17 protein-coding genes are annotated in these 20296 nt (G+C 62.8%); 11 read left to right on the forward strand and 6 right to left on the reverse strand.

Annotated elements, in window-relative coordinates; translation table 11 throughout:
* Positions 1-9: 9 nt before the first annotated feature.
* The 6 genes from JFU04_RS05465 to JFU04_RS05490 form a co-directional block, all read right to left on the reverse strand.
* Entirely contained in the window at positions 10-819 is an 810-nt protein-coding gene (locus JFU04_RS05465) for an ABC transporter permease (protein WP_065903232.1), read from the reverse strand.
* The gene (locus tag JFU04_RS05470; RefSeq protein WP_106804986.1) at positions 809-1738 is read right to left on the reverse strand and encodes an ABC transporter permease; all 930 of its coding nucleotides are present in this window, start codon (positions 1736-1738) and stop codon (positions 809-811) included. The genes JFU04_RS05465 and JFU04_RS05470 overlap by 11 nt, the downstream gene beginning before the upstream one ends.
* A gap of 1 nt (position 1739) precedes the next feature.
* Positions 1740-2774 carry an ABC transporter ATP-binding protein gene (locus JFU04_RS05475; protein WP_201143637.1) on the reverse strand — a complete coding sequence of 345 codons (1035 nt, stop codon included), beginning with the start codon at positions 2772-2774 and terminating at the stop codon, positions 1740-1742.
* A gap of 207 nt (positions 2775-2981) precedes the next feature.
* Positions 2982-4133, reverse strand: a complete 1152-nt coding sequence (gene ydcS / locus JFU04_RS05480; protein ID WP_201143638.1) for a putative ABC transporter substrate-binding protein YdcS — start codon at positions 4131-4133, stop codon at positions 2982-2984.
* A gap of 204 nt (positions 4134-4337) precedes the next feature.
* Positions 4338-5795 carry a gamma-aminobutyraldehyde dehydrogenase gene (locus JFU04_RS05485; RefSeq protein WP_065903215.1) on the reverse strand — a complete coding sequence of 486 codons (1458 nt, stop codon included), beginning with the start codon at positions 5793-5795 and terminating at the stop codon, positions 4338-4340.
* Between the two features lie 132 nt (positions 5796-5927).
* The gene (locus tag JFU04_RS05490; protein ID WP_065903213.1) at positions 5928-6839 is read right to left on the reverse strand and encodes a LysR family transcriptional regulator; all 912 of its coding nucleotides are present in this window, start codon (positions 6837-6839) and stop codon (positions 5928-5930) included.
* A 168-nt stretch (positions 6840-7007) separates the two neighbouring features.
* On the opposite strand from JFU04_RS05490, the gene JFU04_RS05495 reads away from it, so the two are divergent.
* From JFU04_RS05495 to JFU04_RS05545, 11 genes are all read left to right on the forward strand, one after another.
* Positions 7008-7715, forward strand: coding sequence for a tellurite resistance TerB family protein (locus tag JFU04_RS05495; RefSeq protein ID WP_120447764.1), 708 nt, complete (start codon positions 7008-7010; stop codon positions 7713-7715).
* A gap of 211 nt (positions 7716-7926) precedes the next feature.
* A complete protein-coding gene (locus JFU04_RS05500; protein WP_065903210.1) occupies positions 7927-9549 on the forward strand; it encodes a methyl-accepting chemotaxis protein in 1623 nt (540 codons plus the stop codon).
* The gene (locus JFU04_RS05505) at positions 9549-10061 is read left to right on the forward strand and encodes a chemotaxis protein CheW (RefSeq protein WP_120447765.1); all 513 of its coding nucleotides are present in this window, start codon (positions 9549-9551) and stop codon (positions 10059-10061) included. Before JFU04_RS05500 ends, JFU04_RS05505 begins: the two co-directional genes overlap by 1 nt.
* Entirely contained in the window at positions 10058-11320 is a 1263-nt protein-coding gene (locus JFU04_RS05510) for a CheR family methyltransferase (RefSeq protein ID WP_201143639.1), read from the forward strand. The genes JFU04_RS05505 and JFU04_RS05510 overlap by 4 nt, the downstream gene beginning before the upstream one ends.
* The gene (locus JFU04_RS05515; protein WP_106804982.1) at positions 11317-12018 is read left to right on the forward strand and encodes a chemotaxis protein CheW; all 702 of its coding nucleotides are present in this window, start codon (positions 11317-11319) and stop codon (positions 12016-12018) included. Before JFU04_RS05510 ends, JFU04_RS05515 begins: the two co-directional genes overlap by 4 nt.
* Complete coding sequence (locus JFU04_RS05520; protein WP_201143640.1) at positions 12015-14300, forward strand: hybrid sensor histidine kinase/response regulator; 2286 nt, start codon at positions 12015-12017, stop codon at positions 14298-14300. The genes JFU04_RS05515 and JFU04_RS05520 overlap by 4 nt, the downstream gene beginning before the upstream one ends.
* Positions 14297-15307: a chemotaxis response regulator protein-glutamate methylesterase gene (gene cheB / locus JFU04_RS05525; protein ID WP_106804980.1), complete on the forward strand. Its 1011-nt coding sequence runs from the start codon at positions 14297-14299 to the stop codon at positions 15305-15307. Before JFU04_RS05520 ends, cheB begins: the two co-directional genes overlap by 4 nt.
* Before the next feature lie 51 nt (positions 15308-15358).
* Complete coding sequence (locus JFU04_RS05530; RefSeq protein WP_065903189.1) at positions 15359-16360, forward strand: response regulator; 1002 nt, start codon at positions 15359-15361, stop codon at positions 16358-16360.
* Between the two features lie 264 nt (positions 16361-16624).
* Positions 16625-17720 (forward strand): peptide chain release factor 2 gene (prfB, locus tag JFU04_RS05535; protein WP_098465888.1). Its coding sequence is split into 2 segments (ribosomal slippage): positions 16625-16696 and positions 16698-17720, totalling 1095 coding nucleotides; the frame shifts between segments, so codons are not numbered across the junction.
* A 93-nt stretch (positions 17721-17813) separates the two neighbouring features.
* Positions 17814-19313: a lysine--tRNA ligase gene (gene lysS / locus JFU04_RS05540; RefSeq protein WP_106804979.1), complete on the forward strand. Its 1500-nt coding sequence runs from the start codon at positions 17814-17816 to the stop codon at positions 19311-19313.
* A gap of 152 nt (positions 19314-19465) precedes the next feature.
* On the forward strand, positions 19466-20182 hold the full coding sequence (locus JFU04_RS05545) for a TetR/AcrR family transcriptional regulator (protein WP_065903180.1): 717 nt from the start codon (positions 19466-19468) through the stop codon (positions 20180-20182).
* Positions 20183-20296 lie beyond the last annotated feature (114 nt).

Raw genomic sequence — 20296 nt, forward strand, 5'->3', positions numbered from 1 at the left:
GGTTGTCAGTTATTTACCGCCACTCCCGGCCACGCTTTCACCGCCGCGCGTCAGGTAGTAGGCACCGAGAATCGGGAACATCGTCACCAGCATCACCAGCATCGCGACCACGTTGGTCACCGGCACATCGCGTGGCCGGCTGAGCTGGTTGAGCAGCCACAGCGGCAAGGTGCGCTCGTGGCCGGCGGTGAAGGTGGTGACGATGATTTCGTCGAACGACAGCGCAAACGCGAGCATGCCGCCGGCCAGCAGCGCCGAGCCGAGGTTGGGCATGATGATGTAGCGGAAGGTCTGCCAGCCGTCGGCACCCAGGTCCATCGAGGCTTCGATGAGGCTGTGGGAAGTACGCCGCAGGCGCGCGATCACGTTGTTGTAGACGATCACCACACAGAAGGTCGCGTGGCCGACGATGATGGTGAACATCCCGGGCTCGATGCCCAGCGTCTTGAACGTCGCCAGCAGTGCGATACCGGTGATGATCCCCGGCAGTGCAATCGGCAGGATCAGCATCAGCGACACGCCTTGCTTGCCGAAGAATTCGCGCCGATACAGCGCCGCCGAGGCCAGGGTGCCGAGCACCATGGCGATCAATGTGGCGATGGCCGCGATCTGCAGCGACAGCTTGATCGCTTCGAGCACGTCGGGCCGGGCGAAGGCCACGCTGAACCACTTCAGGGTAAAGCCCTGGGGCGGAAAGCTGAACGCGGCTTCTTCGGTGTTGAAGGCGTAGAGGAAGATGATCAGGATCGGGAAGTGCAGGAAAACCAACCCGCCCCAAGCCGCTATTTTCAGGCTCCACGAAGCTTTTTCAGAGTGCATCGAAGGCCCCCAGACGTTTGACGATGGACAGGTAAACTGCGATCAGCACGATCGGTACCAGGGTGAACGCGGCGGCCATGGGCATGTTGCCGATGGCACCTTGCTGGGCGTACACCATGCCGCCGACGAAGTAGCCCGGCGGGCCCACCAGTTGCGGCACGATGAAATCGCCCAGGGTCAGCGAGAACGTGAAGATCGAGCCGGCGGCAATGCCCGGCACCGACAGCGGCAAAATCACCTGCATGAAGGTTTGGCGCGGCTTGGCCCCGAGATCCGCCGAGGCTTGCAGCAGGGACGGCGGCAAGCGTTCCAGCGAGGCCTGGATCGGCAGGATCATGAACGGCAGCCAGATGTACACGAACACCATGAAGCGCCCCAGGTGCGAGGTGCTCAAGGTGCTGCCGCCCACGCCGGGAATGCCCAGCACGAACTGCAGCAGCGGTTCCAGCCCCAGGTGCTGCACGAACCACTGTGCGACGCCGCCCTTGGCCAGCAGCAAGGTCCAGGCATACGCCTTGACGATATAGCTGGCCCACATCGGCATCATCACCGCGATATAGAAGAACGCCTTGGTCTTGCCCGTGGTGTAGCGCGCCATGTAGTAGGCGATCGGGAAGGCGACGATGGCGCTGGCGATCGACACCACGATCGCCATGCTCAGGGTGCGCACGATGATGTCGAAGTTCGACGGCTGGAACAGGGCGGCGAAGTTGGCCAGGGTCAGGTCCGGCGTGACCGCCATGGTGAAGTCGTCGAAGGTATAGAAACCTTGCCACAGCAGGGTCAGCAGTGAGCCCAGGTAGATCGCGCCGAACCAGATCAGCGGCGGTACCAGCAGCATTGCCAGGTACAGGTTGGGCTTGCGGTACAGCAGGTTGGAAAACCTGCGCATCGGCGGTTGGGAAAGGGCCGAAGTCATCTCACACCTCGCCTGCGATGTCGGTCAGCGGGGTCATGGCTTCCCGCGCCCAGCGCGCGGTGACGGTCTGGCCGACCTGGTGGCCGCTGCTGGTATCCAGCCATTGGTTGTTCGCCTGGCTGATGTTCAGCGCCTGGCCGTTTTCCAGTTTCAGTTCATAGCGGGTGGCGCTGCCCTGGTACTGGATGTCGTGCAGCAGGCCGCTGATTTCGACCTCGCCGACGCCCAGCGGGCCTTCGGCAAAGCGCACGTGTTCCGGGCGGATCGAGAACGGCTGCGGGGTGCCGCTGAGGCGTTGGGCCAGCTCGCCGCGAAGCACGTTGGAGGTGCCAACGAATTCGGCGACGAACGACGTGGCCGGCTTCATGTACAGGTTGCGCGGGGTGTCGACCTGTTCGATGCGGCCCTTGTTGAACACCGCCACCCGGTCGGACATCGACAGCGCTTCGGTCTGATCGTGCGTCACGAAGATAAAGGTGATGCCGAGTTGGCGTTGCAGCTTCTTCAACTCGCTTTGCATCTGCTCGCGCAGCTTGAGGTCGAGAGCGCCGAGCGGCTCATCGAGCAGCAGCACCCGCGGGCGATTGACCAGTGCGCGGGCCAGTGCCACCCGTTGGCGCTGGCCGCCGGAGAGCTGCACTGGCTTGCGGTCGCCGTAGCCGCCGAGGGCGACCATGCCCAGGGCTTCTTCGGCGCGGTTGAGGCGCTCGGCCTTGCCGACGCCCTTGACCTTGAGGCCGTAGGCGACGTTGTCGCGCACATTCATATGCGGGAACAGCGCGTAATCCTGGAACACGGTGTTGACGTCACGCTGATACGGCGGCAAGCCGGCGGCTTCCTCGCCATGAATGCGGATCGAGCCTGCGCTCGGCTGCTCGAACCCGGCGATCAGGCGCAGGCACGTGGTCTTGCCTGAGCCGGAAGGGCCGAGCATGGAAAAGAACTCGCCGTCCTGGATATCGATGGAAACCCGGTCAACGGCTTTCACTTCGCCGAACTGACGGGAAACGTGGGTGAATTGGACTGCAAGCGTCATGGTGCGGTGCTCCAAAAAGGCGCGGGTCGTCGCAGCGGCCCGGCCTGGACTTCTGAAAAAATTAACGCGGTGTTGAGGGCGACTCGGTCGAAATGTGGGAGCGGGCTTGCTCGCGAATGCGGTGTGTCAGTCACCGATGAATCAACTGAAAGTCCGCTTTCGCGAGCAAGCCCGCTCCCACATGGGGCCGGTGTCGCCTGGGAGGGCTTAGCGCCCGCCCATGATCGCGATGTAATCCTGGGTCCAGCGGCTGTACGGCACAAACTTGCCGCCTTCAGCCTGCGGGGTTTTCCAGAAAGCGATCTTTTCGAACTGGTCGAACCCGTTGGTCTTGCAGCCTTCAGCGCCGAGCAGTTCGCTCTCTTTACACGCCGCAGGCACCGCCGGCAGCGAGCCGAACCAGGCCGCGACATCGCCTTGGACCTTCGGCTGCAGTGACCAGTCCATCCACTTGTAGGCGCAGTTGGGGTGCTTGGCCTCGGTGTGCAGCATGGTGGTGTCGGCCCAGCCGGTGGCGCCTTCCTTGGGAATGGTCGAGGCGATCGGCTGTTTCTCGTTGACCAGGCCGTTGACCTGATACGGCCAGGCGCTGGAGGCCACTACGCCTTCGTTCTTGAAGTCGCTCATTTGCACGGTGGTGTCGTGCCAGTAGCGGTGGATCAACGGCTGCTGGGCGCGCAACAGTTCGAGCACGGCCTTGTACTGGGTTTCGGTCAGTTCGTAAGGGCTCTGGATGCCCAACTCCGGCTTGGTCGACTTGAGATACAGCGCCGCGTCGGCGATGTAGATCGGACCGTCGTAGGCTTGCACGCGGCCTTTGTTCGGCTTGCCGTCAGGCAGGTTCTGCGCATCGAACAGCACGTTCCAGCTGGTGGGCGCGGTCTTGAACACGTTGGTGTTGTACATCAGCACGTTCGGGCCCCACTGGTACGGGGTGCCGTAGGTTTGCTGGCCGACCACGTACCACGGCGCATCCTTGAGGCGCGGGTCGAGGTTTTTCCAGTTGGGGATCAACGCCGTGTTGATCGGCTGCACACGCTTGCCGACGATCAACCGCAACGAGGCATCGCCGGATGCGGTGACCAGGTCATAACCGCCCTTGGCCATCAGGCTGACCATTTCGTCAGAGGTGGCGGCGGTTTTCACGTTGACCTTGCAACCGGTTTCCTTCTCGAAACCGGTGACCCAGTCGTAGGCCTTGTCGCTTTCGCCACGTTCGATATAGCCGGGCCAGGCGACGATATCCAATTGGCCTTCACCTGCCCCCACCGCTTTCAGCGGTTCGGCGGCCTGAAGGCTGGCGCTGGCCAGCAGCGCGGTGGTCAGGGCACTGAGCAGTGCGGTCTTGTGCGCGGACATGGGGATTCCCTCTTCTTTAATTATGGTCGGGGCAGTAAAAACAGGTATACGGGTTGATTATTGTTTTAGCGTAGCTCTTGGGGCTGAGCCGCAAGCCGCAAGCCACAAGTCGCAAGCTGCAAGCTGCAAGCTGCAAGCCGCAAGCAAAAGCAAAAGCAACAGCAAACGCAGATCCGCTTTAACTTGCAGCTTGAAGCTTGCCGCTTATAGCTGATGCCCATGTCTAGCCATGATGTGCCGCACCACGCTGTAGTCCTGAAGCGAATCGCTGGACAGATCTTTCCCATACCCCGAGCGCTTCAAGCCGCCGTGGGGCATTTCGCTGACCAGCATGAAATGGCTGTTGATCCAGGTGCAGCCGTATTGCAGGCGCGCCGCCACCTGCATGGCCTTGTCCAGGTTCTGCGTCCATACCGACGAGGCCAGGCCGTATTCGGAGTCGTTGGCCCAGTCCACTGCCTGTTCCAGCTCATCGAAGCGGGTCACGGTGACCACCGGGCCGAAGACTTCGCGCTGCACGATCTCATCGTTTTGTTTGCAACCGGCGAGGAGTGTCGGCTGGTAATAGAAGCCGGCACCGGAATGCACGGCGGCACCCGTGACCCGCTCGATATGCGGCTGGCCGAGGGCGCGCTCGACAAAACTGGCGACGCGGTCACGCTGGCGCGTGCTGATCAGCGGGCCGAGTTCGTTGTCGGCATCACGCTTGCCGGCAAAGCGCAGGCTGCTGACGGCCGCGCCAAGCTCGGCGACCAATTTGTCGTGGATGCCGGCCTGGGCGTAGATGCGGCAGGCCGCGGTGCAGTCCTGGCCGGCGTTGTAATAGCCGTAGGCGCGCACGCCTTCGACCACGGCTTGCAGGTCGGCGTCGTTGCAGACGATCACCGGGGCCTTGCCGCCCAGTTCCAGGTGCGTGCGTTTCAGGGTTTTCGATGCGGCTTGCAGAATTTTCTGCCCGGTGACGATATCGCCGGTCAGCGACACCATGCGCACCTTGGGGTGGCTGACCAAATGGCTGCCGACGCCTTCGCCGCCGCCACACAGAATGTTGATGACCCCGCGCGGCAGCAGTTCTTTAAGGACGGGGGCGAGGGCCAGGATCGACAGCGGCGTATGTTCCGACGGCTTGAACACCAGCGTATTACCGGCGGCCAGGGCGGGAGCGATCTTCCACGCGGCCATCATCAACGGGTAGTTCCACGGCGCAATGGAGGCGACCACGCCAATCGGGTCACGGCGCACCATGCTGGTGTAGCCCGGCAGGTATTCGCCGCTGAGCTGGCCGGTCTGGCAGCGCACGGCCCCGGCGAAGAAGCGGAACACATCGACGGTGGCGCTCAAGTCATCCTGGCGCGCCAGGTGCAAGGGCTTGCCGCAATTGAGTGATTCGAGGCGAGCGAGGTAGTCGGCTTGTTTTTCGATGGCGTCGGCAATGCCCAGCAGGATGATCGAGCGTTGCTGCGGCGTGGTCCGCGACCAGCCGGCAAACGCGCGGTGCGCGGCAAGGATGGCGCTTTCGACCTGTTCGGTGCTGGCTTCGGCGATCTGGGTGAGGACTTCACCGGTGGCCGGGTTGAGGATCGGCTCGACAAAACCCTGGCCCTGGACCAGTTCGCCGTCGATCAGCAACGCAGTGAGCAGCGGGGTGGGCGCGCCGGACATTTTTCGCGATCTCTTTTCTTGTGTGGCCATGGGCGTTCTCTTACAAGGCGCCTGACCTTCTCTTATGGATGAGCTGAGAGTAGAGGTCGGGCGCGAGGTCAACAAATACTAAATACTGAATGCAGCATTCGATTAAATAGATGGCTTGCGCGGATGCGGCTGTTCGCGGGCCACCGTCAGGAACGGGTCCACCAGCGCCGGGCGCGCGGTGCCACGGCGCCAGGCCAGGCCCACATCGAGGGTCTGGCTGAGGTCGGCAATCGGCCGTGCTTCAATAATGTCGCCTTCCAGGGACCAGGGCCGGTAGGTCATGTCCGGCTGGATCGACACCCCAAGGCCGGCAGCCACCAGGCTGCGCACTGCTTCGGTGGAAGCGGTGCGCAAGGTCACGCGTGGTTGCAGCGCGGCTGCAGTCCACAGGCGTTGGGCGTTGTGGCCCATTTCGTCGACATTCAGCTGAATCAATGGCTCGCGCGCCACATCGGCCAGGTTGATGCTGTCGTGCTCCAGCAACGGGTGCTGCGCCGGCAGCCACAGGCGATGGGGCGAGTGGGTGAGGACTTCGGTCTGCAGGGCGTGGCGGTCTTCGAGGTTGGACAGGATCAGCACTCCCACATCGATCTCACCGCTGACCAGCAAATGCTCGATATACGGGCGCTCATCCTCCATCACACGGATTTCCACATTCGGATAGGCGCGCTGGAAACGGGTCAGCAGGTCGGCAAGGTAATACCCGGCAACCAGGCTGGTCACGCCGATGATCAACTGGCCGGCGACCTGGTCGGTGCTCTGCTGCAGGCTGCGCTTGGCGTTGTCGACGGTGGCAAGGATCAGGTGTGCCTGGCGCAGGAACTGATGGCCCTGGTGAGTCAGGGTCATGCCCTTGGCGTGGCGGTTGAAAAGGTTGACGCCGATTTCCTGCTCCAGTTGCTGGATGGCCAGGGTCAGGGTCGACTGGGAAATGAACGCGGTTTGCGCGGCGGCGGAGATCGAACCCGTCTCGGCCACGGCGATGAAATGCCGGATTTGACGCAAGGTCATCATGCTGGAATTACCAGTGGGGTGTTTTTATAGATTTATCCGAGTGTATATCGATTTAAGCGAAGGGCAGTGGCGTTACATCTGGAAGCACTCTAGATCGGGGGTTTTTGGCACTTAGTTTTACGCTGGGAGCCTATTGGTCCTACGAACCCAAGTGTCTGGAGGCTGCGAATGAATACCCGTGGATTGCTCGATCAACTGCTCAAATCTGGCCAGGACATGTTGCAGAACAAGGCCGGCGGCCAGCGCAAGCCGGACGACAAAGGCGCCCTTGGCGGGCTGCTGGGCGGTGGTGGCCTTGGCAGTCTGCTCGGTGGTGCTGGCGGTGGCGCCCTGGCGGCCGGGGCCATGGGCCTGCTGCTGGGGAACAAGAAAGCCCGCAAGTTCGGCGGCAAGGCCCTGACCTACGGCGGGCTCGCCGCGTTGGGTGTCATTGCCTATAAAGCCTATGGCAACTGGCAGGCAAACCAGGCCAGCGCACCTCAAGGCGAACCGCAAACCATCGACCGTTTGCCACCGGCCCAAGTCGAGCAACACAGCCAGGGCATCCTCAAGGCCCTGGTAGCCGCCGCCAAGGCGGACGGGCATGTGGATGAGCGCGAGCGCGCGCTGATCGAAGGCGAATTCACCAAGCTGGACGATGACCGCGAGTTGCACAGCTGGCTGCACGCCGAACTGAACAAACCCCTGGACCCGGCCGATGTGGCCCGCGCCGCCAGCACCCCGGAAATGGCCGCGGAGATGTACATCGCCAGCGTGATGCTGGTGGATGAGGAGAATTTCATGGAGAAGGCCTACCTCGATGAGCTGGCGCGGCAACTCAAGCTGGAGCCTGGCTTGAAGATCGAGCTGGAAAAACAGGTGCGGCTGGCGCAATAAACGCCTGCCCTGGAGCGATCAAACTGTGGGAGTGGGCCTGCTCGCGAATGCGCTGGTCAGTCATCGAATCTATTGACTGACCCTGCGCCTTCGCGAGCAGGCCCTCTCCCACATTTGCATTCTGTGATCACTACAGCAAAACCCGTTGATTAATGAGGGCTTCTGCTCAGCTATACTCCCCTCCATTTGAATGGCCCTTCGAGGAATTACTGTGAAGAACTGGACCTTGCGCCAACGGATTTTGGCGAGCTTTGCGGTCATTATCGCGATCATGCTGCTGATGGTCGTGGTGTCCTACTCACGGTTGCTGAAGATCGAAGCCAGCCAGGAAGCGGTCCGCGACGACGCGGTGCCCGGGGTGTACCTCAGCTCGATGATCCGCAGCGCCTGGGTCGACAGCTATTTGCAGACCATCGACATCATTGGCCTGCGCGAGGATAAAACCTTCACCAATACCGACAAGAACGACTACAAGTCCTTCGAGACGCGTATTGAACTGCAGATGGCCAACTACGAAAAAACCATTCATGGCCAGGCTGACCGCATGGAGTTCGATAACTTCAAGGCGGCGCACATCAACTACAACAAAGTCTTGGCGCAGGTGCTGGAGCGCGTGCAAGCCAATGACCTGCCGGGGGCCAACCAATTGCTCGAGGAGCAATTGACGCCGATCTGGACCGAAGGTCGCATGAAGCTCAATGACATCATCACGGAAAACAAGAACGTGTCCGACCGTGCCACGGCGGCCATCGACGAGTCGGTGCTGTCGGCCAAGATCAGCATGGCCGTTTCGCTGATCATCGCCATCCTCGCGGCCGGCCTGTGTGGCCTGCTGCTGATGCGCGCGATCATGGCGCCGATGCAGCGCATCGTCGACATCCTCGAAACCATGCGTACCGGCGACCTGAGCAAGCGCCTGAACCTGGAGCGCAAGGATGAATTCGGCGCAGTCGAAACCGGCTTCAACGACATGATGACCGAGCTGACGGCCCTGGTGTCCCAGGCCCAGCGCTCGTCGGTGCAGGTCACCACCTCGGTGACCGAGATTGCCGCGACGTCCAAGCAACAGCAGGCGACCGCGACTGAAACCGCGGCCACCACCACCGAGATCGGCGCGACTTCCCGGGAAATCGCCGCGACGTCCAAGGACCTGGTGCGCACCATGACTGAAGTCTCCACCGCCGCCGACCAGGCCTCGGTGGCCGCAGGCTCCGGCCAGCAGGGCCTGGCGCGCATGGAAGAAACCATGCATTCGGTAATGGGCGCCGCCGACCTGGTCAACGCCAAGCTGGCGATCCTCAATGAGAAGGCCGGCAACATCAACCAGGTGGTGGTCACCATCGTCAAGGTTGCCGACCAGACCAACCTGCTGTCGCTCAACGCCGCCATCGAGGCGGAGAAAGCTGGCGAGTACGGGCGCGGTTTTGCCGTGGTGGCCACCGAAGTGCGCCGCCTGGCGGACCAGACGGCCGTGGCCACCTATGACATCGAGCAGATGGTGCGCGAGATCCAGTCGGCGGTGTCGGCGGGGGTGATGGGCATGGACAAGTTCTCCGAGGAAGTGCGCCGGGGCATGTTCGAAGTACAGCAAGTGGGCGAGCAGCTGTCGCAGATCATCCACCAGGTGCAGGCGCTGGCGCCGCGGGTATTGATGGTCAACGAAGGTATGCAGGCCCAGGCCACCGGTGCCGAGCAGATCAATCACGCCCTGGTGCAACTGGGCGATGCCAGCAGCCAGACTGTGGAATCCCTGCGCCAGGCCAGCTTTGCCATTGATGAGCTGAGCCAGGTGGCGGTGGGCCTGCGCAGCGGCGTGTCGCGTTTCAAAGTCTGATGAGCGACCTCGCGGCTAAACGCGGCGCCGTCCCGGCAGCGAAAAAGGCTTTGTTCCTGGTGTTTCACATCGGCGATGAACGCTTTGCATTAAGGGCCACCGAAGTGGCCGAGGTGCTGCCGCGCCTGCCTCTCAAACCTATTGCCCATGCGCCTCTGTGGGTGGCGGGCATCTTCGCCCATCGCGGTGCGTTGGTGCCGGTCATTGACCTCAGTGCGCTGACGTTTGGTCAGCCGGCCCAGGCGCGGACCAGCACGCGGCTGGTGCTGGTCAACTACCAGCCCGAACCCTGGGTTGCAGCCCGTTGGCTGGGGTTGATCCTGGAACAGGCCACCGACACCCTGCGGTGTGACCTCAGCGAGTTCAAGCCCTATGGCCTGGACAATCGCGAGGCGCCGTACCTGGGGCTGGTGCGTGAAGACGCCGCGGGCTTGATGCAGTGGATCGGCGTGAATGAGTTGCTCACCGAGCCGGTGCGTGCGTTGCTGTTCTCTGCCGAGCTGAGCGTATGAGCAACGATCCGCGCTTCTTTGCCTTCCTCAAGGAGCGCATCGGTCTCGATGTCGCCTCCGTGGGCGAAGCCATCATCGAGCGTGCCGTGCGCCAGCGCAGCCAGGCCTTGCAGGCGCAGACGGCGGCCGAGTACTGGCAGCACCTGCAAAGCTCCCATGACGAGCAGCAGGCGCTGATCGAAGCGGTGATCGTCCCCGAAACCTGGTTTTTCCGTTACCCCGAATCCTTCGTGACCCTGGCCCGCCTGGCCAAGGCGCGCCTGGTCGAGATCAAGCAGATGCGCGCCCTGCGTATCCTCAGCCTGCCGTGTTCCACTGGCGAAGAACCCTATTCGATTGCCATGGCGCTGCTGGACGCGGGCCTCGCACCGCATCAGTTCAAGGTGCAGGGCATGGATGTCAGCCCGCTGTCGGTGGAGCGTGCCCGGCGCGGGGTGTACGGCAAGAACTCGTTTCGCGGGGGCGACATTGCCTTTCGCGACCGCCACTTCGTGGAACACGGCGACGGGTTCCACATCGCCGAGCGGGTGCGTGAGCAAGTGCGCCTGCAAGTCGGCAACCTGCTCGACCCGGCGTTGCTGGCCAATGAGGCCAGCTACGACTTCGTGTTCTGCCGCAACCTGCTGATCTACTTCGACCAGGCGACCCAGAAACAAGTGTTCGATGTACTCAAGGGCCTGACCCACGTCGACGGCGTGCTGTTTATCGGCCCCGCCGAGGGCAGCCTGCTGGGGCGCCATGGCATGCGTTCGATCGGTGCGGCGCAGTCGTTTGCCTTCAGTCGGCAGGCTGAGCCGCAGCAGCCTGCGCCGGTGTTCGTGCCGCTGCCAGCACCCATCCCGCAGCGCAGCGCGGCGCCGCTTCCGGTCAGGCCGCGCCCGTTCAGTACTGTCGCCACTGCGCAGGTCATACCGATCAAGGCCGCGCCGTCCGATGCCGCCGCCTTGCTCAGCCGCATCGCCACCCTCGCCAACGAAGGCAAGAGCCTGGAGGCGCGGGCCGCGTGTGAAGAGTATTTGAATCACCACCCGCCGGCCGCCCAGGTGTTTTACTGGCTGGGGCTGCTCAGCGATGTGGCCGGCAGTGCCCTGGAAGCCCAGGGCTATTATCGAAAAGCCTTGTACCTGGAGCCCCAGCATTCGCAGGCCTTGATGCACCTGGCCGCCTTGCTGGAGTCCCAGGGCGACAGCGCGGGAGCCCGCCGCCTGCAGGCGCGGGCCGCGCGTAGCGAGCGAGCTGACAGTGAGCACAAACCATGAGTAGCCCCGACGCGCTCGACACCACCGGCCTGGACCTGACCCTGGCTGACACGCAAGCCATCGACGATTGCTGGAACCGCATCGGCATCCATGGTGACAAATCCTGCCCGCTGCTGGCGGACCACATCCATTGCCGCAATTGCTCGGTGTACTCGGCAGCCGCCACGCGCCTGTTGGATCGCTATGCCTTGCAGCAGGACGACCGTCGGCCACAGGCAGTGGTCGAGCATGGCGCCGAGGTGGTCACGCGCTCGCTGCTGATATTCCGCCTGGGCGAAGAGTGGCTGGGCATCGCCACCCGTTGCCTGGTGGAAGTGGCCACGTTGCAACCGATCCACTCCCTACCGCACCAGCGTTCCCGTGCCTTGCTCGGCGTGGCCAACGTACGCGGCGCGCTGGTGGCGTGCCTGTCGCTGGTGGAACTGCTGGGCCTGGACAACACCGGCAGTGGCGCCAGCGGTGGCCGGATCATGCCGCGCATGCTGATCATTGCCGCGCAAGATGGCCCGGTGGTGGTGCCGGTGGACGAAGTCGACGGCATCCATGCCATCGATGAGCGCACCTTGAAGGCTGCGTCAGCGCCCGGCAGCCAGGCCAGTGGCCGCTTCACCCAAGGTGTGTTGCAGTGGAAAGGCCGCAGCCTGCGTTGGCTGGACGAGGCGCAATTGTTGTCCGCCGTGACCCGGAGCCTCACATGACCCCCGACCAGATGCGCGATGCCTCGCTGCTGGAGCTGTTCAGCCTGGAAGCCGATGCGCAGACCCAGGTATTGAGCGCGGGCCTGCTGGCCCTGGAACGCAACCCGACCCAGGCCGACCAGCTCGAAGCCTGCATGCGCGCCGCGCACTCGCTCAAGGGCGCGGCGCGGATTGTCGGGGTGGACGCCGGGGTCAGCGTGTCGCATGTCATGGAGGATTGCCTGGTCAGCGCCCAGGAAGGTCGCCTGTACCTGCAACCCGAACACATTGATGCGTTGCTGCAAGGCACCGACCTGTTGATGCGCATCGCCACGCCGGGCAATGACGTCGGGCCGGCGGATATCGAGGCGTATGTGGCGCTGATGGAGCGCCTGCTCGATCCATCGCAACTGAGTGCCAAGGTCGCCCCGTCAGCCCCGCCGCCGCCTGAGTCGTCCCCGGCGCCCGTCGTCGAGGAGCTGCCGCCGGAGCCCGAGCCCGCGCCACCCGTCACCAGCGAGCCTGCGCGCCAGAACAAACGCATGACCGAAGGCGGCGAACGCGTGTTGCGCGTGACCGCCGAGCGCTTGAACAGCCTGCTCGACCTGTCGAGCAAGTCCCTGGTCGAAACCCAGCGGCTCAAGCCATACCTCGCCAGCCTGCAGCGCCTCAAACGCATTCAAAGCCAGAGCGCGCGGGCCCTGGATACGCTGGACGGCCAGCTCAAGACCGTGGACTTGAACCTCGAAGCCCAGGAAGCCCTGGCCGATACCCGTCGGCTATTGAGCGAAGCCCAGGCGCTGCTGGCAGAAAAACATGCCGAGCTGGACGAGTTCGGCTGGCAGGCCGGGCAGCGCGCCCAGGTGCTCTACGACACCGCGCTGGCGTGCCGCATGCGCCCGTTTGCCGATGTACTGGCCGGGCAGGTGCGCATGGTCCGCGACCTCGGCCGCAGCCTGGGCAAGCAGGTGCGCCTGGAGATCGAGGGCGAAAAGACCCAGGTTGACCGCGACGTGCTGGAGAAGCTTGAAGCGCCGCTCACCCATTTGCTGCGCAATGCCGTCGACCACGGCATCGAAATGCCCGAGCAGCGTCTGCTGGCGGGCAAGCCGGCCGAGGGCCTGATCCGCTTGCGCGCGTCTCATCAGGCTGGCCTGCTGGTGCTGGAGTTGAGCGATGACGGTAACGGCGTCGACCTGGAGCGCCTGCGCGGCACCATCGTCGACCGGCACCTGTCGCCGCTGGAAACCGCCCAGCGCCTGAGCGAAGAGGAGCTGCTGACGTTCCTGTTCCTGCCGGGGTTCAGCCTGCGCGACAAGGTCACCGAAGTGTCCGGGCGGGGTGTTGGCCTGGATGCAGTGCAGCATATGGTCCGCCAATTGCGCGGTGCGGTGGTGCTGGAGCAGACGGCGGGGCAGGGCAGTCGTTTCCATCTGGAGGTGCCGCTGACCCTGTCGGTGGTGCGCAGCCTGGTGGTGGAAGTCGGCGAAGAAGCCTACGCGTTCCCGCTGGCCCATATCGAGCGCATGTGCGACCTGGCGCCCGACGACATCGTGCAACTGGAAGGCCGTCAGCATTTCTGGCACGAGGGCCGGCATGTCGGCCTGGTGGCCGCCAGCCAGTTGTTGCAGCGCCCGGCGGGGCAGAATAATGACGAAACCTTGAAAGTGGTGGTGATCCGCGAACGCGATGCCGTATACGGAATCGCCGTGGAACGCTTCATCGGCGAGCGCACCCTGGTGGTGTTGCCGCTCGATGACCGCCTGGGCAAGGTCCAGGATATTTCCGCCGGCGCCTTGCTGGACGACGGCTCGGTGGTATTGATCGTCGATGTCGAAGACATGCTGCGCTCGGTCGACAAGCTGCTCAACACCGGTCGCCTGGAACGCATTGCCCGGCGCAGCCAGCAGGCCACCGAAGCACCGCGCAAACGCGTGCTGGTGGTGGACGATTCGCTCACCGTGCGTGAGCTGCAACGCAAATTGTTACTTAATCGTGGTTATGAAGTGGCCGTGGCGGTCGATGGCATGGACGGTTGGAACGCGTTGCGCTCCGAGGACTTTGACCTGTTGATCACTGATATTGATATGCCTCGCATGGACGGTATTGAATTGGTCACACTCTTGCGCCGTGACAGTCGCCTGCAATCGTTGCCGGTGATGGTGGTGTCCTACAAGGACCGTGAAGAAGACCGACGTCGTGGACTGGACGCCGGCGCCGACTATTATTTAGCCAAAGCCAGTTTCCATGACGATGCCTTGTTGGACGCCGTGGTGGAGCTGATTGGAGGCGCGCGGGCATGAGGATTGCGATCGTCAATGATATGCCCCTGGCGGTGGAGGCCTTGCGCCGCGCCTTGAGTTTCGAGCCCGCGCACGAAGTGGTGTGGGTCGCCGGCAATGGCCTGGAAGCGGTGCAGCGCTGCGCCGAACTGACCCCGGACCTGATCCTGATGGACCTGATCATGCCGGTCATGGACGGTGTCGAGGCGACGCGGCAGATCATGGCCGAGACCCCGTGCGCCATCGTGATCGTCACGGTCGACCGCCAGGCCAATGTCAGCCGGGTGTTCGAAGCCATGGGCCATGGCGCCCTGGACGTCGTGGATACGCCGCCCCTGGGCGTCGGCAACCCCAAGGATGCGGCGGCGCCGCTGTTGCGCAAGATCCTCAATATCGGCTGGTTGATTGGCCAGCGCGGCAGCCGTGTGCGTGCCGAAACCACACCTGCGCGCAGCACCGGCAAACGCCAGAGCCTGGTTGCCATCGGCTCGTCGGCGGGTGGCCCGGCTGCCCTGGAAATCCTGCTCAAGGGCTTGCCCCGCGACTTTCCCGCCGCCATTGTGCTGGTGCAGCATGTGGACCAGGTCTTCGCTGCCGGCATGGCCGAGTGGCTGAGCAGCGCCTCGAGCCTGCCGGTGCGCCTGGCCCGCGAGGGAGAGCCGCCGCAACCCGGCGTGGTGCTGCTGGCCGGGACCAACCACCACATTCGTTTATTGCGCAACGGCACGCTAGCCTATACCGCAGACCCGGTTAACGAGATCTATCGGCCTTCGATCGACGTGTTTTTCGAAAGCGTGGCCAGCCACTGGAATGGCGATGCCGTCGGCGTACTGCTGACAGGCATGGGCCGCGACGGGGCCCAGGGCCTCAAGTTACTGCGAGAACAAGGATATCTGACCATCGCCCAGGATCAGCAGAGCTCGGCGGTGTATGGCATGCCCAAAGCAGCGGCGGCGATTGACGCTGCTGTTGAAATTCGCCCACTGGACAGAATTGCGCCCCGATTGCTGGAGGTATTTTCGAAATGAGCCCTACCTCCCGCGGTGCTGGCTTGCAGGTAGTAATTCAGGTGACTGCAGATGAATGATTTACAGATCGACGACATCAAGACCGACGAAAATGCCGCCATGGTGTTGCTGGTCGACGACCAGGCCATGATCGGCGAAGCCGTGCGGCGTGGCCTGGCCCATGAAGAAAACATCGACTTCCACTTCTGCGCCGACCCGCACCAGGCCATTGCCCAGGCGATCCGCATCAAGCCGACGGTGATCCTGCAGGACCTGGTGATGCCCGGCCTCGACGGCCTGACCCTGGTGCGCGAATACCGCAACCACCCGGCCACGCAGAACATTCCGATCATCGTGCTTTCCACCAAGGAAGACCCGCTGATCAAGAGCGCGGCGTTCTCGGCCGGCGCCAACGATTACCTGGTCAAGCTGCCGGACAATATCGAGTTGGTGGCGCGCATTCGCTACCACTCGCGCTCATACATGACGCTGTTGCAGCGGGACGCGGCCTACCGTGCGCTGCGGGTCAGCCAGCAACAATTGCTCGACACCAACCTGGTGCTGCAACGGCTGATGAACTCCGATGGCCTCACCGGGCTGTCCAACCGCCGGCACTTCGACGAGTACCTGGAGCTGGAGTGGCGCCGTGCCATGCGCGACCAGACCCAGTTGTCGTTGCTGATGATCGACGTGGATTTCTTCAAGACCTACAACGACAGCTTCGGTCACGTCGAGGGCGATGAGGCCTTGCGCAAAGTCGCCGCGTCGATCCGTGAAGCCAGCAGCCGGCCGTCGGACTTGCCGGCACGTTATGGCGGTGAAGAGTTTGCGCTGGTGCTGCCCAATACCTCGCCGGGTGGTGCGCGACTGGTGGCCGAAAAGCTGCGCATGGCGGTGGCCGCGCTGAAAATCCCGCACATTGCCCCGACTGAAGGTTCGAGCCTGACCATCAGTATCGGCCTGTCGACCCTGACGCCGGCGCAGGGGACCGATTGCCGGCAACTGATCCTGGCGGCAGACAAGGGGTTGTACACGGCCAAGCATAATGGGCGAAATCAGGTGGGGATCGAGTAGGGTTTTGTGTACATATGCGGTGCTGCGGTAACGGCTAACCCGGCGTCCTGCCGGGTTAGCCACGGATTCAAGCCTGGGTTCGGCCAGCTCCTACACGTATCCGCTTTTGATCCAACCCCTCAGGTCGGCTTTCGGGCACACCGAGCCCAGGCGAGGTGTCGAGTGGCGGGGCAAGAGCCCTTTTCGCCCAGCGGGCTGCCGCTCCCCCCCGTTTATCGTTATACTCGTCGGCTTTCAAAAGTTCGCCAACGAGTGCTGCCCGCCATGGAAATCAACCCGATCCTTAACACCATCAAGGACCTGTCCGAGCGCTCCGAAACTATTCGGGGGTATCTTTGACTACGATCAAAAGCATGAGCGTCTGACCGAAGTCAATCGCGAGCTTGAAGATCCGAGTGTCTGGAACAAACCTGAATACGCCCAGGAACTGGGCCGCGAGCGCGCTGCGCTGGCGCAGATCGTCGATACCCTCGACGAGCTGAACACCGGTCTGGCCGATTGCCGTGACCTGCTGGACATGGCCGTCGAAGAAAACGACGAAGGCGCAGTGGGCGATGTCGTCGCCGAGCTGGCCCGTCTCGAGGAAAACCTCGCCAAGCTTGAATTCCGCCGCATGTTCAGCCATGAAATGGACCCGAACAACGCCTACCTGGACATCCAGGCCGGCTCCGGTGGCACCGAAGCCCAGGACTGGGCCAACATCCTGTTGCGCATGTACCTGCGCTGGGCTGACAAACGCGGTTTCGACGCCACCATCATGGAGCTGTCGGCCGGTGAAGTCGCCGGTATCAAGGGCGCGACCGTGCACATCAAGGGTGAATACGCCTTTGGCTGGTTGCGGACCGAGATCGGCGTGCACCGCCTGGTGCGCAAGAGCCCGTTCGACTCCGGCAACCGTCGCCACACCTCGTTCTCTGCGGTGTTCGTCTCGCCAGAGATCGACGACAAGGTCGAAATCGAGATCAACCCGGCCGACCTGCGGATCGACACCTACCGTTCCTCCGGTGCCGGTGGCCAGCACGTAAACACCACCGACTCGGCCGTGCGTATTACCCACGTACCGACCAACACCGTGGTCAGCTGCCAGAACGAACGTTCCCAGCACGCGAACAAGGACACCGCCATGAAAATGCTGCGGGCCAAGTTGTACGAGCAGGAAATGCAGAAGCGCAACGCCGCGTCCCAGGCGCTGGAAGACACCAAGTCGGATATCGGCTGGGGCCACCAGATCCGTTCGTATGTGCTCGATGCCTCGCGGATCAAGGATCTGCGCACTAACATCGAACGCAGCGACTGCGACAAGGTGCTCGACGGCGATATCGACGAATACCTGGAAGCCAGCCTGAAATCAGGCCTGTAACAGGCTCCATACCGCGATCCCTGTAGGAGCCGGCTTGCCGGCGATCCCCGGCCGCAGGCCGGGGACAACGAACCAGATGGAATATTTAAAGACATGAGCGACCAACAACTCGACCAGGCCCTGCAACAGGAAGAAAACTCCCTGATCGCCCTGCGCAAGGAAAAGCTTGCTGCCGAGCGCGCCAAGGGCAATGCCTTCCCCAACGACTTCCGCCGCGACAACTACTGCGATGCCTTGCAGAAACAGTACGCGGACAAGACCAAGGAAGAGCTGGCTGAGGCTGCGATTCCGGTCAAGGTGGCAGGTCGCATCATGCTCAACCGTGGCTCGTTCATGGTGATCCAGGACATGACCGGTCGCATCCAGGTCTACGTCAACCGTAAAACCCTGTCCGAAGAAACCCTGGCCTCGGTGAAGACCTGGGACATGGGCGACATCATCGCCGCCGAAGGCACCCTGGCGCGTTCCGGCAAGGGCGACCTGTATGTCGAAATGACCAACGTGCGCCTGCTGACCAAATCCCTGCGCCCGCTGCCGGACAAGCACCACGGGCTGACCGACACCGAACAGCGTTACCGCCAGCGCTACGTCGACCTGATCGTCAACGAAGACGTGCGCCAGACCTTCCGCGTGCGTTCGCAAGTCATTGCGCACATCCGCAGCTTCCTGATGAAGCGTGACTTCCTCGAAGTCGAAACCCCGATGCTGCAAACCATCCCGGGTGGTGCCGCAGCCAAGCCGTTCGAAACCCACCACAATGCGCTGGACATGGAAATGTTCCTGCGTATCGCGCCGGAGCTGTACCTCAAGCGCCTGGTGGTTGGCGGCTTTGAAAAGGTGTTCGAGATCAACCGCAACTTCCGTAACGAAGGTGTTTCGACGCGTCACAACCCTGAATTCACCATGTTGGAGTTCTACCAGGCGTACGCCGACTACGAAGACAACATGGACCTGACCGAAGAACTGTTCCGCGAGCTGGCGCAGTTGGTCCTGGGCAGCACCGACGTGCCGTATGGCGACAAGGTGTTCCACTTCGGCGAGCCGTTCGTGCGCCTGTCGGTGTTCGACTCGATCCTCAAGTACAACCCGGAGCTGACCGCTGACGACCTGACCGACATCGACAAGGCCCGTGCCATCGCCAAGAAAGCCGGCGCCAAGGTGCTGGGTTTCGAAGGCCTGGGCAAGCTGCAGGTGATGATTTTCGAAGAACTGGTGGAGCACAAGCTGGAACAGCCGCACTTCATTACCCAGTACCCGTTCGAAGTGTCGCCGCTGGCTCGTCGCAACGACGACAACCCGAACGTCACCGACCGTTTCGAGCTGTTCATCGGTGGTCGCGAAATCGCCAACGCCTACTCCGAGCTTAACGACGCGGAAGACCAGGCCGAGCGCTTCATGGCCCAGGTGGCCGACAAGGACGCCGGCGATGACGAAGCCATGCACTACGACGCTGACTTCGTGCGCGCCCTGGAATATGGCATGCCGCCGACCGCGGGCGAAGGCATCGGCATCGACCGCCTGGTGATGTTGTTGACCAACTCGCCGTCGATCCGCGACGTGATCTTGTTCCCGCACATGCGGCCACAAGCGTAAGCGTAGCGAAATCCGAAGCCGCCTTTTATAAGGCGGCTTTTTTATGCGGCATTAACAAGCGTCAAGCAAACAGCGCCAGGGGATCGTTCCCGTGCCCTGCGTGGGAATGCACACCGTGACGCTCCGCGTCACTCTAATAAGGAAGATCAGTCGTGAACCGCGTAACCGCTCAAGAAGGCGCCGCCGGCATTGCCGCTGCCGTGGCTGAAAGCGTCCAGTACCAGGGCCGCAAGGCCAGCCGTCGGGGCAGCGAGCAACGCAGGCAAGACATTCTCGACGCGGCCATGCGCATTGTGGTGCGCGACGGCGTGCGGGCCGTGCGCCACCGGGCGGTGGCGGCGGAGGCGGGGGTGCCGTTGTCGGCAACCACCTACTACTTCAAGGATATCGATGACCTGCTCACCGATACCTTCGCCCAATACGTGGAGCGCAGCGCTGCCTTCATGGGCAAGTTGTGGGTGCGCAACGAAGGCCTGCTGCGTGAGATGGTCGCCTATGGCGATGGCAGCCCGGCGTCGCGCTCACAGCTGGCCGATGACATTGCGCGACTGACTGCCGACTACGTCATGCGCCAACTCAGCAATCGCCGTGAACACCTGATGGCCGAGCAGGCCTTTCGCCAGGAAGCCTTGCTCAACCCGCGCCTGGCGGAGCTGGTGCGCTCCCACCAGCAGATCCTGTTGCAGGGCACCGGGCAGTTTTTCCAGGTATTGGGCTCCCGCGAGCCGCAACAGGATGCCAAAGTGTTGACGGCGATAATCAGTCGGATGGAATATCAGGGCCTGCTGGGCGGCGCAGAGCCTCTGACCGCTGACGAGATGCTTGAGATTCTCAAGCGCTACATGCATTTGGTCCTGGCTTCGGTCTAGCCTCATGTGGGCGCTGGCTTGTCGAATCGTCGCACCGCTGCGATAGCCTCACCGCGGTTTACCTGAAGCACCGCGGGGCCTGTATCGCAGGCGAGCCAGCTCCCACACTTTATG

It is taken from the genome of Pseudomonas sp. TH21, from assembly GCF_016651025.1.
In the GTDB taxonomy this organism is placed as follows: domain Bacteria; phylum Pseudomonadota; class Gammaproteobacteria; order Pseudomonadales; family Pseudomonadaceae; genus Aquipseudomonas; species Aquipseudomonas aylmerensis.

What these genes read in the sequence shown, in the direction of transcription:
- JFU04_RS05465 (WP_065903232.1), bottom strand. Translation starts at nt 819, where the DNA reads ATGCACTCTGAAAAAGCTTCGTGGAGCCTGAAAATAGCGGCTTGGGGC.
- JFU04_RS05470 (WP_106804986.1), bottom strand. Translation starts at nt 1,738, where the DNA reads ATGACTTCGGCCCTTTCCCAACCGCCGATGCGCAGGTTTTCCAACCTG.
- JFU04_RS05475 (WP_201143637.1), bottom strand. Translation starts at nt 2,774, where the DNA reads ATGACGCTTGCAGTCCAATTCACCCACGTTTCCCGTCAGTTCGGCGAA.
- ydcS (WP_201143638.1), bottom strand. Translation starts at nt 4,133, where the DNA reads ATGTCCGCGCACAAGACCGCACTGCTCAGTGCCCTGACCACCGCGCTG.
- JFU04_RS05485 (WP_065903215.1), bottom strand. Translation starts at nt 5,795, where the DNA reads ATGTCCGGCGCGCCCACCCCGCTGCTCACTGCGTTGCTGATCGACGGC.
- JFU04_RS05490 (WP_065903213.1), bottom strand. Translation starts at nt 6,839, where the DNA reads ATGATGACCTTGCGTCAAATCCGGCATTTCATCGCCGTGGCCGAGACG.
- JFU04_RS05495 (WP_120447764.1), top strand. Translation starts at nt 7,008, where the DNA reads ATGAATACCCGTGGATTGCTCGATCAACTGCTCAAATCTGGCCAGGAC.
- JFU04_RS05505 (WP_120447765.1), top strand. Translation starts at nt 9,549, where the DNA reads ATGAGCGACCTCGCGGCTAAACGCGGCGCCGTCCCGGCAGCGAAAAAG.
- JFU04_RS05510 (WP_201143639.1), top strand. Translation starts at nt 10,058, where the DNA reads ATGAGCAACGATCCGCGCTTCTTTGCCTTCCTCAAGGAGCGCATCGGT.
- JFU04_RS05515 (WP_106804982.1), top strand. Translation starts at nt 11,317, where the DNA reads ATGAGTAGCCCCGACGCGCTCGACACCACCGGCCTGGACCTGACCCTG.
- JFU04_RS05520 (WP_201143640.1), top strand. Translation starts at nt 12,015, where the DNA reads ATGACCCCCGACCAGATGCGCGATGCCTCGCTGCTGGAGCTGTTCAGC.
- cheB (WP_106804980.1), top strand. Translation starts at nt 14,297, where the DNA reads ATGAGGATTGCGATCGTCAATGATATGCCCCTGGCGGTGGAGGCCTTG.
- JFU04_RS05530 (WP_065903189.1), top strand. Translation starts at nt 15,359, where the DNA reads ATGAATGATTTACAGATCGACGACATCAAGACCGACGAAAATGCCGCC.
- lysS (WP_106804979.1), top strand. Translation starts at nt 17,814, where the DNA reads ATGAGCGACCAACAACTCGACCAGGCCCTGCAACAGGAAGAAAACTCC.